Annotated in this window: 12 protein-coding genes; 1 reads left to right on the forward strand and 11 read right to left on the reverse strand. The window is 45.3% G+C overall.

Features of this window, described 5'->3' with window-relative positions; all coding sequences use genetic code 11:
• Positions 1-119: 119 nt before the first annotated feature.
• The 7 genes from O9X84_RS13830 to O9X84_RS13860 form a co-directional block, all read right to left on the reverse strand.
• Entirely contained in the window at positions 120-338 is a 219-nt protein-coding gene (locus O9X84_RS13830) for a hypothetical protein (RefSeq protein ID WP_163106712.1), read from the reverse strand.
• A complete protein-coding gene (locus tag O9X84_RS13835) occupies positions 339-3,155 on the reverse strand; it encodes a DUF349 domain-containing protein (RefSeq protein WP_269520299.1) in 2,817 nt (938 codons plus the stop codon). It lies immediately after the preceding gene.
• The gene (locus O9X84_RS13840; RefSeq protein ID WP_269520300.1) at positions 3,145-3,438 is read right to left on the reverse strand and encodes a YeaC family protein; all 294 of its coding nucleotides are present in this window, start codon (positions 3,436-3,438) and stop codon (positions 3,145-3,147) included. Before O9X84_RS13840 ends, O9X84_RS13835 begins: the two co-directional genes overlap by 11 nt.
• Positions 3,439-3,765, reverse strand: coding sequence for a Zn-ribbon protein (locus tag O9X84_RS13845; protein ID WP_032096641.1), 327 nt, complete (start codon positions 3,763-3,765; stop codon positions 3,439-3,441). It lies immediately after the preceding gene.
• A gap of 225 nt (positions 3,766-3,990) precedes the next feature.
• A complete protein-coding gene (locus O9X84_RS13850; protein WP_269520301.1) occupies positions 3,991-5,661 on the reverse strand; it encodes an alanine/glycine:cation symporter family protein in 1,671 nt (556 codons plus the stop codon).
• Positions 5,662-5,753: 92 nt separating this feature from the next.
• A complete protein-coding gene (locus O9X84_RS13855; protein WP_269520302.1) occupies positions 5,754-6,890 on the reverse strand; it encodes a M14 family metallopeptidase in 1,137 nt (378 codons plus the stop codon).
• Between the two features lie 206 nt (positions 6,891-7,096).
• Complete coding sequence (locus tag O9X84_RS13860) at positions 7,097-8,542, reverse strand: glyceraldehyde-3-phosphate dehydrogenase (RefSeq protein ID WP_269520303.1); 1,446 nt, start codon at positions 8,540-8,542, stop codon at positions 7,097-7,099.
• Positions 8,543-8,708: 166 nt separating this feature from the next.
• On the opposite strand from O9X84_RS13860, the gene O9X84_RS13865 reads away from it, so the two are divergent.
• Positions 8,709-9,560: a DUF2989 domain-containing protein gene (locus O9X84_RS13865; protein ID WP_269520304.1), complete on the forward strand. Its 852-nt coding sequence runs from the start codon at positions 8,709-8,711 to the stop codon at positions 9,558-9,560.
• A 143-nt stretch (positions 9,561-9,703) separates the two neighbouring features.
• Here O9X84_RS13865 and msrB read toward each other — a convergent pair whose 3' ends face one another.
• The 4 genes from msrB to glgB form a co-directional block, all read right to left on the reverse strand.
• Positions 9,704-10,102 carry a peptide-methionine (R)-S-oxide reductase MsrB gene (gene msrB, locus O9X84_RS13870; protein ID WP_269520305.1) on the reverse strand — a complete coding sequence of 133 codons (399 nt, stop codon included), beginning with the start codon at positions 10,100-10,102 and terminating at the stop codon, positions 9,704-9,706.
• Between the two features lie 183 nt (positions 10,103-10,285).
• Entirely contained in the window at positions 10,286-11,839 is a 1,554-nt protein-coding gene (gene gndA, locus O9X84_RS13875) for an NADP-dependent phosphogluconate dehydrogenase (protein ID WP_269520306.1), read from the reverse strand.
• Between the two features lie 123 nt (positions 11,840-11,962).
• Positions 11,963-14,050 carry a glycogen debranching protein GlgX gene (glgX, locus tag O9X84_RS13880; RefSeq protein ID WP_442864543.1) on the reverse strand — a complete coding sequence of 696 codons (2,088 nt, stop codon included), beginning with the start codon at positions 14,048-14,050 and terminating at the stop codon, positions 11,963-11,965.
• Positions 14,051-14,144: 94 nt separating this feature from the next.
• The gene (glgB, locus tag O9X84_RS13885; protein WP_269520307.1) at positions 14,145-16,355 is read right to left on the reverse strand and encodes a 1,4-alpha-glucan branching protein GlgB; all 2,211 of its coding nucleotides are present in this window, start codon (positions 16,353-16,355) and stop codon (positions 14,145-14,147) included.
• Between the last annotated feature and the right edge of the window lie 31 nt (positions 16,356-16,386).

Below are 16,386 nucleotides of genomic sequence, written 5' to 3' on the forward strand. Positions count from 1 at the left end.
AAACACTACAGAATTAAAAAGGGCCGGTTTTTACCGGCCCTTTTTATGTCTGCGTGTCCTGGTTTTAGTTTGAACTGACCTTGTTTGACTTGAGCTTAGCTGACGCAAAGAGAACGACGTTAAGAAACCTCTATACCGCCAAGCTCCCTTGCCAAGTCATCTAGTATCGACAGGGTTTCATCAAATTCACCCACAATATAGGTGTATTTCACGCTGACATGATGATCAGTTTGACCAAACTTAGCCCGTAACCCGTCTGCATCAACATGTTTTACAGTATTGAGAAATCGATACGCTGACATCTCTGTATCAAATTGAAACTCTACACTATTTTCCATCTATGCCAACATACTCGGATTGTTATCGATAATGGTAACTACACGCTGTAAAAGACCGCTTTCGTCTTCTTTTACTTCACCATGTTGTAACCAATCGCTCAATATTTCTTGGGCCTCTGGGGCTTCACCTTGCTCAAGTTTTGCCGTCATCATTTGAAGCTGCACACTCGAACGTACCGATGCATCAGATTGCGGACTAGGCATACCGCTCGCCACCTCTAACGCTACCGTTAACCACGCTCTATCGTGCCTCGGCGCATCTGATGCACTAGCGTTAGTCAGCAAATTCGACCAACGTTTACCTAAGATTTCTAAAAGCTCATTCCTAGCCTCAGGTTCATCATTTTGCAGCAACCGAATAATGGCATGAGCTCGCGCCTCTATCACTTTTGCGTCATGTTCACGCTGCATAGACTCTCTTTGCTTAAAAAGCGTCTCAAGCTTGCGTTCTACCTTCACTCGCTGTGGTTTTGGCAGTGCTAACATGGCTTCTTGAATAGGCTGAACTGCACTTTGAAAAGTACTGTCATCACCTTCTACCGAGATAGACGCGATAGAAGACAACAGCTTTTCAGCTTGCTCAGTATACTCACTAGTTTGCGCTTTACGCTGGGTTTTTAAACGTTCGAAAATAGCATCATTACTGGCTTTAAATTCTGCCCACAATCTGCTCTCTTCGCGCTTACCGGCATGTCCAATACGCTTCCATTCTTGCTGTAGTTGCTGCGCAGACTCTGCTGCATCGCTAATATCATCAGCATCTTGTAGCGCATTAACCTTATCCACTAGCTTTTGCTTAAGCGCCTGATTGTCACTTTGCCACCCATAAACGCGCTTTTGAAGGGGTGAAAACACAGCCTTCCATTCGACTTTGAGTTCCTCGTAAGCTTGCTTTTCAACTTGACCGCAAGCTCGCCACTGCTTGGCAAGCCTATCGAGGGTTTTGCTTAATTCAGTCGGCTCAATGTCTTCGGGTACCGACGCTACTTTTTCAATAATCGAACGACGCAGTTCTAACGCTGCAGCTCGTTCAGCATCTAATTTAGCGTAATGCTCTCTACAAGGCTCGAACGCCTTTTCTAGCGCATTATCAAAATCTTGCTGCAGCACTGCATTTTCTTGCTCATTGTCACCTGCAGATGGTGTATTCAGCGATAACCATTGGCTGCGTAAATACTTTATCGACTCACTGCGCTGTTTTATGTTCTCTACGGGCGTAGCGGCCAGTTCTTTGGCCTCTTCAACTAAAGCAGGTTTTCGCGGCGCGGCGATATAGCTCTGCCATCCTTCCAGCCTAGCTATGTCGTCAGCCGTCTTCTGAAAACGCTTATCGATGTCTTTCTTTAAACTTTCAGGCAGCGAAGCAACATTATCAGACAGCTTCTTAAACTTAGCCATCGCCGCACGAAATTTACCCTGTGAAACTAGGTTATCAACAATGCTTATTTGCTTTCTAACGTGTCTCAGTTCGTCTTGGTGCTTTGACTTAGCGGCTTTTTCATCGGCTCTCACTTGCTTAGTTGCTGCCTTGAAACGCTGTAAAAGCGCTTTAGGCTGAGCGATAAGTTCGCGACTGATAGCTGAGTATTCCTCTATCGCAGTATCAAATTCGCTTCGTAAGTCGCGCTTGTGTTCATCACTCACATCAGCACTGTTTAATTTTTGCGCCACGTCTTCAACGACGTTCAGTCTAGACAATAACTTTTGACCGTACTGCTGCTGCATGGAAAAAGCTTCAAGCTTTGTATTTAGCCCATCAACAGCTAATTGAATCTCGTTGACTCGCTTGTCATTGCTGCCAAGCTGCCCCAACTGTTCCAGCGTAGCCTCGACACCTCTTACGCTTTCATTTACTGTTGCAACATCGGCTAACGTGGCTTCACACAGGCGCGTGTTGAATAACCAGCCTACTTGTTCTTTCGCATGGGTTAGCTGCTGTTCGCAAAGGGCTTGCGTATTCGCAAGTACCGCCGACTTTTGCTTCTCTTCCCACGCAGGACGGATCCTGTCTACATAGCGCGTAACTTGCTCAGTTATTTTGCTACGCTTTTCTTCGAACTCTTGCTTATCGTCAGTTGAAAGAATGCCCGTTTGAGCAAACAAGCCTTCCAGCTCACTGTGGTAACTGGACTGCAACTCTACAACCTGTTCAACATCGGCTTTATCAAGTAGCGCACGGTATTTAGACAAGCACAGTGTAAGTTGCTTTTTAAGTTCTACAGGCTTTTGCTCTGCTGCCCTTATTTCATCGATTCGGTTATTAATCGCATCAAGCGTAGGGGAATCGCTCAGTTTTTTTGCCCATTTTTGCAGTGTATTTGTCTGAGACTGACTGCTGATAAGCTGGCGTTGTAATTGGCCATTATTCGCATGTAAAAAAACGTGTTGCGTAAACGAAGGCTTATCGACTTTTGCTAATAGCGCAAAGGCCAACTCAGTATTGCCTAGCAGCTCAGGCTCGCGCTGGACTACATCAATGATTACATCCGTGCTTGCCGTTTCTCGCAAAAACGAAGACTTTTCTTCTGCACTAAGGGCTACGCTGCCCTTGCCTGATATCGCTTCGTTCACACTGTGCTGGGCCGCTTTTTTTACTTTTGGCGACTTGCCAATTTGTGCCATCTTTTGCCATAGCACGAAACTATCTAACTTTGCCAACGCCGCAAGACTAACGTCTGCATTATCATCGTTAAAAGCCAGCTCATGTAGAATCGTTTTGTCTTGAGGTTTTTCCGGTGAGAGTTTATCAATGGCTTCCAGTCTTTTCTCTGGCTTTTGACTGGTATGAGAAGGAGCAAATATACGACTAAATATCATCCTGTTTGAACCGCGCTATCGTGTTGTTATCATTTTGGTGGTCCGATAGAGAGCGTCTAAAATCGGCTTTGCTTTTATGCACAATTTCGCCACCCTCTCCTACTGTCATGTGCTCAGACGATTTTTCGATTTTCGCCTGATACAGCATCACTGCCTGCATAGTGCTGGCTTTTTGCTCTTCGTTAAGTGGCGTTCCATCAACCCACTTCCCGGTCTCTACGGCTTGACGCAGGCGTTCGTAAACCTCTGGCGTCATGCTACTTACTAGTGCATCTATATTCATTTATGAGAAACGCTTTATCATTACAATTCGAGCTCGGTTTACGAGGTACCAAGCGAAACCTACAATAGCGCCTAAAATAGCGAGGTTGTGCTGCAAATCACCCGGTCTAGTTCCACCCCAATACATAAAACCAAAGCTTGCCACAAATATCAGCATAGCCAGCAGTGATTGATTTTGGATGCTTTGAAGTTTTTGAAAACGGTTAAGGCTTTGCTTGCGCTCAACATCTTCAGACGTTGCATCGCCAACTTTAAATCCGCAATGTGGACACTCTTTTGCCTTGTCAGATGTTTTTTTCTTGCACGACGGGCAGTCAACTAATGCCATGTGTTGCTCCTGTTTATTCGCTGCGAGTAAGAAACGAAAACAATACGCTAGCGCGTACTATTATCTCGCGGACGAGTATCATACTGAAGTTGATTACAACAATGAAGTCGGATTATACACTTCGCAAACAAAAATGCGTGTAAGGGCTATTCTAAGAATAACGCCGTAACACGCATTTTATTACTGTTTAGAAGCCGATTAAGACCAGGGCGTGTTGATCTTAATTCATTTATCGCGGTTATTTTTGGTTCTTGACCAATAATCGTTCACTGTCTCTTTCATCTCCTTACTCAGCAGCAATATGCCAAATAAGTTAGGTAGCGTCATAACCACAATTGCTACCGCAGAGAGCGCCCATACCAATGTAGTATCTGAGAACGCAGCCCATACAAAGCCAGCGACATAAATGACTCGATAAGGCATAACAGAACGGGGACCGAGAAGGTATGTCATCGCACGGTCACCATAGTACGACCATGCAATTGCCGTTGAAAATGCAAACAAAAGTAAACCAACAGACACGATATATTGCCCAAAATCACCGAAGAAGCCTCGGGTGAACGCAATGGTGGTCAGTGCAGCAGAGTGAACCAAGGACTTACCGCTTACCTCTAGGTTCTCTTTTAGCGGTTTACCGTCTTCTATTTTCAACGTACCGGTAAATAAATCTTCACTACCTACCGAGTACTTTACGTCTTCAGCCACTGAACGAGAGTTTATAAGAGTAAAGTCGCCGCTGACTGCGGTGCCATTGACTACGGTAATTGCACCTGTAAATGGCTTAATTTCATTACCTTCAATCCCGTTTAGAAAGCCATATAGTTTTTCAACGTCTTTTGACTCACTGTCGTCATATTCGCCTGCCACAAAAAACATGTCTGAGCGGTCGAATACATTCTCATGCTTTTCTTTCCACACGCCAGAAGAAAGAATAACTAATCCAGTAATAGTACAAATCAAAATAGTATCGATAAACGGCTCGAGTAAAGACACCATACCTTCTGATGCCGGCTCTTTGGTTTTAGCCGCCGCATGAGCGATAGGCGCAGAACCCTGTCCCGCCTCGTTTGAGAACAAGCCTCGGTTTACACCACGGTTAAATGCGTAGGCAAGGGATGCTCCTAAGAAACCACCTGCTGCTGCTGAACCGGTAAAAGCATCGCCGATAACAGACAAAAACGAAGGAATGATATTCTCAAGGTTGGCAAAAATAACGGCCATTGCACCAATGAGATAGATAACCGCCATTGCAGGAACAACGCGCGCGGTGAATGCTGCAATACGCTGAATACCACCTAGAATAACTAGCGCGAGTAAAATACCTAGCACGCTACCCACAAGCCAAGGTTCAAAACCAAAGGTGGCTTCTATACTTTGCGCTATACCGTTACTTTGTGGAAGGTTACCCGTTCCAAATGAACTGACTACAGTGGCAATGGCAAACGCTACCGCTAACCATTTCATGTTCAAGCGACGGTCCATGTAGTACATAGGTCCACCGGCCATCGTGCCATCTTCCGTCTTAACGCGGTATTTGTGCGACAAGGTCACTTCGACGAACTTTGTCGTCATACCCAAAAAGGCAGTAACCCACATCCAAAATAGCGCTGCTGGGCCGCCGAGAAAAATAGCGAAAGCAACACCAGATATATTACCTGTTCCAACGGTTCCTGAAAGTGCCGTGGTTAACGCTCTAAAGTGAGTAGTATCACCAGGATCGCTCTCTTTATCAAACTTACCAGTTATCACCTGCCATGCATGTTTGAAGAAGCGAATTTGCGGAAACTTCAAGTAAACTGTGAAGAATAAGCCCACACCAAGAAGCACAAAAGGAAACCAACTCGCGCCCCCCAAGAAGCTATCAAGCGTGATTAGTAAACCGTATAACCCTTCCAAGGTATTTCCCCTTTTTTATTATTTCGTTTTGTTGTTTTTATCAAAAGACCCCATCAGTTGAGGCCTTTATTGTTAGAAGCGAATGCTTCTTTTTACTTAATGTCGTTTAGTTTTTTCACCACCGCATTGACAGCAATGAGAATATCCTCACCGAGCTGGCGACTTCGTTGAACAGACCAACCGTAAACATCGTCAGGCACGTTTGCGTTATCTTTAAACGGCATTTCTACGGTATACGCCATACACGTGAATTTTTCACCCACAGCGTTCGATGCTACAGTTAGATTTGCTTGGCCTGGCGCGTCTTTATCGTAGCCAAATTCATCTTGGAATTCTGGTGTTGCGTTAAGTAAAGTTGACTTGAATGTGTCTTCTAACGCTTTTATTTCGTCGTTATAACTCGGGTTTCCTTCGCCGCCTGCCACAAAATTGTACGGCAGTGCTTCATCACCGTGCAAATCGAGGTACATGTCAACGCCCACATCTTCCATCGCCTTTAGTACATAGAGTACTTCAGGACTTTTTTCAGGTGTTGGTGTTGCCCACTCTCGGTTTAAATTGGTACCCACAGCATTGGTGCGTAAGTGCCCTCTTGCACTGCCGTCCGGGTTCATATTCGGAACGACATAAAACACGGCATTATCAAGCAACTGTCGAGCCAAACCGTCTTGTTCGTCCAGTAACCGATAAATAATGCCCTCTGCGCACCATTCGGCCATGGTTTCACCAGGATGCTGGCGGGCTGTTATCCATACTTTTTTCTTGTTAGGTGTTTCTTCGCCAATAACTAACATCGACATGTCACGGCCATCTAGCGTTAACCCTAAAAAGCGGTGCTCACACAACAGTGACATTTGGGCATCGTGAACAAGGTCTAGATGACGCTCATAGCTATAAGGAATGAAATACGCAAAATACACGCTAGGCTGTTCTAACGTGAGTGAGAAGGTAAGATTGTCGCCATCAAATTCACTTGGCACGCGAAACCAAGTTTGCCTATCGTAAGAAGCAAGAACGTTATACCCCTTCCAACCATCTGGATACGCAGATTTTGCCAACTCTTGGATGGTCATTTTGTGAGTGACAAACGTTTCGCCCACAAGACGAAAATGAAACCATTGGGCAAATTCTGATTGGTTGTCTTTCGGTATAGTGAGAAGAATATCTTCTGGAGACTCTGCGCTAACAACATTGATGTTGCCACTGTCGAATTGACTGGAGATATGCATAGACTGTCGTTTCCCTTATTATTTGAGCGCTAATTTAGCATAGTCCGCGACACAAATACCATGTGCACTGGCTGGTTTTACCAGCATGAAGTACACATTTTGTTTACACTAATAAAAAACCGACCCTGTTGGTCGGTTTTTTAATCAATTAACGCTTGGTGTTCCAGCTAGCGCCGATGTACTGACTTAAGCAGCCGCTTAGCTTACTAAAGCGGTAGCGTTGGAAAGCTCAGGTTTGCCATGTCACGAACTACACGCAGAACTTGGCAGCTATAGCCAAACTCGTTGTCATACCATACATAAAGCGTTAGGCGATCGTCAGACACAATAGTTGCCTGTGAATCGACTACCGACGCAGCTCTCGAACCCACAAGGTCAGTAGATACGATTTCTTTACTCGCTGTGTAGTCTATTTGATGCTGTAATTTAGAGAATAAAGCGGTATCGCGTAAGAATTCATTTACCGATAGCTTGTCTGTCGCTTTTTCTAAGTTGAGGTTAAGAATTGCCATAGACACATTGGGGGTAGGCACTCGGATCGCATTACCCGTAAGCTTACCGCCTAATTTAGGGTAGGCTTTCGCCACTGCTTTCGCTGCCCCGGTTTCCGTGATCACCATATTAAGTGGTGCACTTCTACCTCGACGGTCCCCTTTGTGATAGTTATCGATGAGGTTCTGATCGTTAGTGTAAGAGTGTACAGTTTCAACATGTCCATTCTTAATGCCATATTCTTCATCGAGGGCTTTTAACACTGGTGTGATAGCGTTGGTGGTGCAGCTGGCCGCCGATACAATGGTGTCATCAAGGGTCACTTCACCATCATTCACACCATGTACGATGTTTTTAATGTCGCCTTTACCAGGTGCAGTTAGAATCGCCTTTGCTGCTCCCTTTGCTTTTAAGTGAAGACCAAGTCCGTCTCGGTCACGCCAAATACCGGTGTTATCGATGATGATAGCGTTGTCGATACCGTATTGTGTGTAATCCACTTCATCAGGGCTGTTCGCATAGATAACTTGAATGAACGAGCCGTTAGCTTTAAGTGCATTTCGCTCATGGTCAATCGTGATACTGCCGTTAAATGGACCGTGCACTGAGTCTCTGCGAAGTAAACTTGCACGTTTTTCCAAATCGCCATCGCGACCGCCGCGCACGACAATGGCGCGTAAACGAAGCTTGTTGTTTTTACCCTGACGCTCGATAAGTAGACGAGCTAGCAGACGTCCAATTCGACCAAAACCGTAAAGCACAACATCCTGAGGCTGCTGGTTATCGTCTTTATCAACTACTTCGCTCAATTTGTCTGTGAGGTAGGCCGTTAAGTCGTCGTTATCAACTGCCGAGCCGTAATGAAAATCAAACGCTAATTTGCCGATATCAATCTGTGCAGGTGCGATTTTCATCGTACTTAGCGCTTCTAATATAGGATAGCTTTCACGCAAACGTAGCTTAATACCTTCATGTAAACGTACTTTGCGATGCGCTTTAATGATGTCAATAGCACTGGCATTAAGAAGAGAGCGGCCGTATACGGATATTTCTACGGCTTTGTTGCGGTAAAGCTTGCCTATTAAAGGCAGCATAATTTCTGCGTATTCCTGACGCTCTTGCCAGCTACTTTGTAATTCCTGCTCGTACTGTTGATTCATGCTTCAGCCTTCATAGATATAAATTTACGTTGGTTTCACGCCGGCTTTTTATTATTGTTAGGGTACACGTAGGTGAGTTTTTTGCCTGACGATCGTGGGACGTATCTTAATTAAACACGCTGGGAAGACCAAATTGTCTATTAATTTCAAAAATGCAGTATATTTTATGAATGGACGTACATTATTTAGTAAGTTTCCAACAAGTCACTTCAAAGCTCCCTTCCTTGCGGCGTGGCTGGTAATGATTAGTGGTTGTAGCGATTGGTTCGAGCCAACGGTTAAAGAGATTTGCGAAGAACATGAGAACATGTGTCTCGATTTAAGCCTTGATGCTCGGTGCACACCGCAAAGAGCTGAAATTATCAGACTGCGTTACTACAATCAAAACCCGACGAGCGATGCATATAAATATCCCCTACTCCTGTCTTTCGAAACCTACCTTGAGTGCGTTCAAGAAGTGCAGCACATTGAGCATATAAAACGTAAAGCCAAAGAAGCAACGCGATTAAAAGGGGTGATCACCGCGAGAAGGGAATTACAGCGCTTAGCCCGAGAAACACAAGACTCTTTAGACCCTCACCTAAGCTATTACCACTGGACGCGCTTCGGTGATGACGACGCGTTTCATCGCTTCGAACGGTATGCAGCGAGTAACCAAGTAGAAGATCCTGAACTACTGGTTAATTTGGCCTCAGTGCAAATTAAAAACGACCCGAAGCGCACCATAGAGACACTTTATCGCGCACTAAGCCTGTATACCGACAGTGACGACATTGATATTGGCGTTTATCATTCTCTGGCATCGATAGGCATTGATGCAGACAACTACCGAATGGCTTACGTGTGGTATGGCGTAGCAGAAGAGTATGACGATAGATTACCTGACACGCAGCGCGTGCAGTTAGGCGAACGCTTCGACTTACCTACAGACATACTCGACTCGGTCACCGCTGACATCATCAGTGCCCTCAATAGTAATACGTTTGATGCTGCAAAATTAAAGCTCAACAAGCTCTGATATTGAAAGTAAATTACATTTTAAAAGCGTATAACACACAAAAAAACCGCCTTTCGTCGGCGGTTTTTTTTCTATTATTGAAAGCGATTACGAAACAAGCTTAAATTTTAACCACCTGTTTACCTTTAACTTAGCCCATAGTGCTAGCCTTTCACTACTTCGTTATTGTCACTTTTAAATGTCATAGAAACTGAATTTACACAGTACCGTTGACCTGTTGGTTCCGGGCCATCAGGGAAAACGTGACCTAGGTGTGAATCACACTGCTTACAAATTATTTCCACTCGACGCATGCCGTGAGATACATCTTCGCGATAATCTACATTGCCATCGTCCAGTTGTTTATAAAACGAAGGCCAACCGCACCCTGCATCAAATTTTGTGTCTGAGGGAAACAATGGCGCATCGCAGCATTTACATACATACACACCACCACGGGTCTCATCGAGCAATGCGCCAGTAAATGGCCTCTCTGTCTCGGCCTGACGGCAAATACGATATTCTTGCTCACTCAGCTTTTCTTTCCATTTATCGTCTGACATTACGCCCTCTCTTTGTTTAATATAATCCAATTCACATTAGCGGTTTACCAGTGCTCACCTTTGTAGCCAGTCTGTTAAACCTCACTCTTAACAAAATAATGTGGGTAAAATGGCTAACAAAAAGGGTGTATTTGCTGCCAAATACACCCTTACGCTAAACCGCTATGCGTTTATCGTTAATACTTAACGTTTTATAGCAGTCTCTGGTCTTGCAGGATCACTCCACTCTATGTGGTACTTTTTACCCGCTGGCTTATCTACGCGCTGGTAGGTATGTGCACCAAAGTAATCACGCTGCCCTTGAAGCAGATTTGCCGGTAACACTGCTGAGCGGTACGAATCGTAATAGCTGAGTGCCGACATCATTGCAGGACACGGAATTCCTGCTAGTGCAGATTGTGCAATAGACTCACGCCAATCAGCCTGATACTTGGTAATTTGCTCTGCAAAATACGGGTCCATTAACAAATTAGCCAAGTCTTCGTTATTTTCATACGCTTTTGAAATAGACTGTAAGAATACAGCGCGGATAATACATCCAGCTCGCCATATTTTTGCTATTTCGCCAAAGTCTAATGTCCAGCCATGCTCTTTACCTGCCATTGCCATTAGCTGGAAACCTTGAGCGTATGCACAGATTTTCGAGCAATATAGCGCCTGCCCAAGCTTGTTGATGATTGACATTTTTTGCTCATCATCAAACACAGAGGCTTCTGGGCCTGCCAGTACTTGGCTTGCCGCCACGCGTTCTTCCTTTAAACTTGAAATACTGCGAGCAAATACCGCTGCCGTGATCGTTTGAGCCGGGCTTCCCACCTGCAACGCACTTACCGCAGTCCACAGGCCAGTACCTTTTTGCCCTGCTCGGTCTAAGATAACATCCACTAGAGGCTGCTTGGTTTCAGGGTCTAGCTGTTCGAGTACTTCGGCACTGATTTCGATAAGGTAGCTATTAAGTTTACCATCGTTCCAGCGGCGGAATACTTCTGCTATTTCAGCAGGCGCCATGTGAAGCGCATCGCGCATAATTTGGTATGCTTCACAAATAAGCTGCATATCGGCATATTCGATGCCGTTGTGCACCATTTTCACGTAATGGCCTGCACCCACAGGGCCTATATAAGTCGCGCAGGGCTCACCGCCAACCACGGGCTTACCCGGCACAAAGCTCTCGATAGGCTTGCCGGTATCAGCGTCAACTTTTGCCGCAATAGATTTCAAAACAGGCTCAATACGCGTCCACGCATAAGGATTACCCGATGGCATTAGCGAAGGACCAAAACGAGCCCCTACCTCACCGCCAGATACTGCAGTGGAGAAGAATATGAATTTGCCTTTGTACTGCTCTTCGCGAGCAACTGAGTCGGTCCACAAGCTATTTCCCGTATCAACAACGATATCGTCGGCTTGAATGCCTGCATCAATAAGGTGGTTACAGACGTGGTCAACGGGGTCGCCGGCCGGCACTGAGAGGATAATGAGGTGTGGCGCTTTAAGTTTACTGAGTAATTCAGTATAAGAACTGCAACCTTCAACCCGTGGGGGTGTATTGCTTTCTCTTTCACTTTCATCTTTGGCAAGAATTGCATCAACTTTATTTTGATCTAAGTCGAAGCATGCCACTCGATAACCATGATCTACTAGGTTCATGGTAAGGTTGTTACCCATTACCCCTAAACCGATAAAACCGATATCGCACAAAGTGTTTTTGTGCGAACTGCCACCTTTATTTTGCATAGGAAAACCCTCACATTTAGATGGGAGAGCATGTTACCACTTGATGATATAAAGAACAGTCAAACATCGAAAATTTAGTGCGGTATGCCGTATTTACCACTGCTGGTAAAGGTTAATTCGCTGTTAACGGCTTAATTCAGAGAAACTGAATAAGGTTAACGACCTGCTTGCTTGTAAAAAGACCTGCTGAATACAAATTGAAGGCTGGTCATCAAGTGAGGCATAACGCGTATCTAGCTGCAGTGTCCAGCCGCCACGGCGTTTTGACGTAGGCAAATGGAACCGTACGTCATTTTCACTGGCGTTAACGCATAAAAACCAATGCTCGGGCTTAACATTACCGTCACAGTAACCTTTAATCTCAACGCCAAAAGCCTTGTTGTGATGCGCATTCCAGTCTTCGGAGGCTTTGTCAGAACCATCTGGTTTGAACCAATTAATGGCTTTCACATTTCTCGACAACGTAAACGAATCATCGTGAAGTTTTAGCTCGCTCAATAAAGTGGATGATTGGCGTAAGCGAATAACAAACTGACAAAACTGCAGGAAGTCTTGTTTACTCTTGTTCATCTCCCAATTCAGCCAGCTTATGGCATTGTCTTGACAGTACGCGTTATTGTTTCCGTTTTGCGTTCGGCTTAGTTCATCGCCACCGAGTATATGCGGGGTTCCTTGGGAAAAAATAAGCGTCGCAAATAAGTTGCGTTTTTGGCGTTCACGAACTGCCAAAATGGCACTGTCCTTGGTCTCCCCTTCAACGCCGTAGTTGGCAGACAGGTTGTTCCCATGACCATCGCGATTGTCTTCTAAATTATCGAGGTTATGGCGTTCGGCATAGGTCACCATATCGTGCAAGGTAAACCCATCGTGATAGGTAATATTATTGACTGACGTAGAGATATGGCGATGCCCTTTATGGAAAATATCTCTAGACCCCATTAGGCGGGTTGCAAAGTCCGGTGTTTGACCATCATCGCCGCGCCAAAACGCGCGAACGGTGTCACGGTATTTGTCATTCACCTCTAACCATGGTGATTCAAAGTTACCCACTTGATAGCCTCCAGGACCAATGTCCCACGGCTCAGCAAGCAATACTTTGTCGCAAAGCACCGGATCTGCACTAATTGCTCTTAGTAGGCCCGACTGACTGTTAAAATGCTGAGGTTCCCGACCAAGAGACACTGCCAGGTCAAACCTAAATCCATCAATACCAATAACGTTTACCCAATGACGCATAGCATCAAGGATAAGCCCCATCATAAAAGGTTGTGCAGTGTTTATTGTATTGCCGCAGCCAGAATGATTTGAATAAAATACCTCACCGGCGTCCGTCTGCTCAAGTAAGTAGGCCTCATAAGGGCAAAGGCCTTTATACGACAATATCGGGCCGCCAAATCCGGCCTCTGCAGTATGGTTAAATACCACATCCACAATGACTTCAATACCGGCCTCATGGTAACTATCCACCATCTCTTTTAGTTCAGCCAGTGCGTCAGACACACCGTAGCGAGGCTCTGGTGCAAAAAAATTAACAGGGTTATATCCCCAGTAATTTGTAAGCCCTTTGTCTGTAATAAAGGGTTCAGGCATAAACGAACACAGCGGCATAAACTGCACGGTGGTGACGCCTAGCGCTTTAATATGATTAATGACACTTGGGTGAGCGGCGCCAAGGAACTTGCCTTGGTGAGCCTTTGGAACATCAGGATGCAACTTCGTTAGCCCTTTAACATGGGCCTCGTAAACAATGCGGTTATGTTTTGCAATTTTCGGACGCGTGATTTCACACTGTGTGTATGCCGCGTCATCAATAACTAAGCATTTTGGTACCATAAACTGTGAATCATCGTCGTACTGACGACGATTCCATTTAATAGGTCGGCTAATTTTTTTTGCGTAGGGGTCGATTAGCAGCTTGTCTCGCGTTACTTCATCAAGATCACCCTTTGCTCGTTCAACGCGATAGCCATATAGCTGTCCGGCTGCAATGCCATCTACAAAACCGTGCCACACGTCCCCGGTTTTTTCTGGTAACGCTTGCTCGTGAGTAGTTTGCTCTGTATCGCTGTTAAAAAGGCACAATATAACAGCGGATGCCCCTGGTGCATACACTGCAAAATTACATCCATCTGCGTCTACAGCGGCTCCTAAAGGAAATGATGTACCACTTTTTATATTGTTTATTTTATTCAGCTTCACGTTTTTATTCACTGCTTATTCACTTTGCGAAATTATACCTAAGGGTGCGTTTTTCTGTGCCTATGGTGTACCGCGCCTAATTACTTTTCATAGTTATTTTTCATAGTTACTTTTCATTAACCACATAAAATATTGTCGCAAGCGGCGGTATCGTAAGTTCTACCGAGTAGTCTCTGTCATTCCACGCCGTTTTTTGCGGTGTAGCTTTACTTAATACCGTCATACCGCTTCCCCAAAACGTCTCATCGTCGGTGTTAAGCGCAAGCGTCAGCGCATTTTTGGAGTCTACTCCTACCCTGAAGTTTTCATGAGGTATTGGTGTAAAGTTTGTTACTACATACACTTTTTGTTTTGAGGACTTTGCGTTTCGAACAAATGAAACGATGCTTTGCTCTGCATTACTGTGGTCTATCCATGCAAAACCATCGGCGTGATGATCTTGTTCATAAAGCGCAGGGGTTGTTTTGTATAAATGATTAAGTGCTTTGTAGACAGCTTGCACCCCTGCATGGCGGTCGAAGTTCAAGAGCCCCCAGTCTAGTTCGCTATCGTGATTCCATTCTGAAGACTGCCCTAACTCGTTACCCATAAAGTTTAGCTTTTTGCCCGGGTGACCATACATAAACCCAGCGTAGCAGCGTAAATTAGCCGTTTGTTGCCACTCGTCACCCGGCATTTTACGCAACATACTTCCCTTGCCGTGCACAACCTCATCGTGAGAAATTGGCAAAACAAAGCTTTCGTCAAATGCGTAAACCATGCTGAAGGTGATGTCGCCGTGGTGGTAATTTCTGTATGCGGGGTCTTTGGCAATGTAGTGCAGTGAATCGTGCATCCATCCCATGTTCCACTTGAAACCAAACCCTAAACCACCGTCAAACACAGGACGAGATACTTTAGGGAAAGACGTTGACTCTTCAGCAATCGTCATTGCGTCAGGGAAGTGTTTGTAGACTTCTTCGTTCATCCAGCGCAATAGGCTAATAGCTTCGTAATTCTCGTTGCCGCCATCCACATTGGGGATCCATTCGCCATCATTGCGGGAGTAATCCAAGTACAGCATTGACGCTACGGCGTCGACGCGCAAACCGTCGATGTGGAATTTATCTAACCAGAATAACGCGTTGGCGACTAAAAACTGACGCACCGTGTCTTTGCCAAAATCGTAAATGCATGAATTCCAATCCGGGTGCCAGCCCTTCTTAGGATCCTCATACTCATACATGCACGTGCCGTCAAAGCGCGCCAATCCGTGTCCGTCTTCAGGAAAGTGAGCTGGAACCCAATCAATAATAACGCCAACACCTGCTTGGTGGCAGCGATCGACAAAGTATTTGAAATCGTCAGGGTCGCCAAATCGGCTTGTCGGTGCAAACATACCCACGGGCTGATATCCCCAAGAGCCATCGAATGGAAATTCAGATATGGGCAGTAATTCAACATGGGTGTAGCCCATATCGCTAACGTAATCGATTAAGTTGTCAGCTAATTCTTTATAGCTTAAGTAGCGTGCATCGCTCTCGCTATTCGGACGTTTCCATGACCCCAAATGAACTTCGTAAATGCTCATAGGTGTGGTGTATTTATTCGCTTTTCGTTTTTCCAACCATTCGTCATCATTCCACGTGTAGTTGTCGTGGTTATACACTTTTGATGCGTGGGAAGGGTATTGCTCAGCACTGAACCCTAGCGGGTCGGCTTTGTGCGGGAGGTCGTAGCCACGAGAGTCTTTAACTTGATACTTGTAGCGCTCGCCTTCGGCCATACCTGGAATAAACAACACCCAGTAACCCATGGATGTTTTTTCCATAGGATGAACCCGGCCATCCCACTGATTAAAATCGCCGATTACCGATACTGCCGACGCATTCGGTGCGAACACACAATATCTGACACCTTCTACCGATGAATTATCTGCCGCATCTACAGTGAGTAACTGAGCGCCTGCTTGCTGATACAAGTTGAACGGTGTGCTGTCGATAAAGTGAACGGCGTGATATGCCTGTTCTTTAAACTGATATGGGTCGATATAGTCGTACTGTTGCTGCCCTTGCTGTCCTTTGTTAACAACAACGCGATAAACATGACTAGCACAATCTCTTGGAATGACAGCTTCAAATAAACCTGAGGTTGAAATAGGCAGTAGCGAAATGTCTTTCAGTGCAGGGCTATCCCACGTTATCGTTATCGATGTTGCTTCTGGACGCCAAACGCGAAGAAGTAACTCACCTTCGCCCTCGATAACACCTAATTGGGAAAACGGTTGTGAACATTTTGCTTGTTTAAACTGCTCAACTACCTTCTGCACTAACTGCATTTGTTACTCCTATTAAAAACCCGCGTTACGC

This window comes from Alteromonas sp. BMJM2 (assembly GCF_027257845.1).
GTDB lineage: Bacteria > Pseudomonadota > Gammaproteobacteria > Enterobacterales > Alteromonadaceae > Alteromonas.

Coding starts and splice junctions, on each gene's coding strand:
- glgB (WP_269520307.1), bottom strand. CDS start 16,355: ATGCAGTTAGTGCAGAAGGTAGTTGAGCAGTTTAAACAAGCAAAATGT.
- gndA (WP_269520306.1), bottom strand. CDS start 11,839: ATGCAAAATAAAGGTGGCAGTTCGCACAAAAACACTTTGTGCGATATC.
- O9X84_RS13860 (WP_269520303.1), bottom strand. CDS start 8,542: ATGAATCAACAGTACGAGCAGGAATTACAAAGTAGCTGGCAAGAGCGT.
- O9X84_RS13835 (WP_269520299.1), bottom strand. CDS start 3,155: ATGATATTTAGTCGTATATTTGCTCCTTCTCATACCAGTCAAAAGCCA.
- O9X84_RS13840 (WP_269520300.1), bottom strand. CDS start 3,438: ATGAATATAGATGCACTAGTAAGTAGCATGACGCCAGAGGTTTACGAA.
- O9X84_RS13845 (WP_032096641.1), bottom strand. CDS start 3,765: ATGGCATTAGTTGACTGCCCGTCGTGCAAGAAAAAAACATCTGACAAG.
- O9X84_RS13830 (WP_163106712.1), bottom strand. CDS start 338: ATGGAAAATAGTGTAGAGTTTCAATTTGATACAGAGATGTCAGCGTAT.
- msrB (WP_269520305.1), bottom strand. CDS start 10,102: ATGTCAGACGATAAATGGAAAGAAAAGCTGAGTGAGCAAGAATATCGT.
- O9X84_RS13855 (WP_269520302.1), bottom strand. CDS start 6,890: ATGCATATCTCCAGTCAATTCGACAGTGGCAACATCAATGTTGTTAGC.
- O9X84_RS13865 (WP_269520304.1), top strand. CDS start 8,709: ATGAATGGACGTACATTATTTAGTAAGTTTCCAACAAGTCACTTCAAA.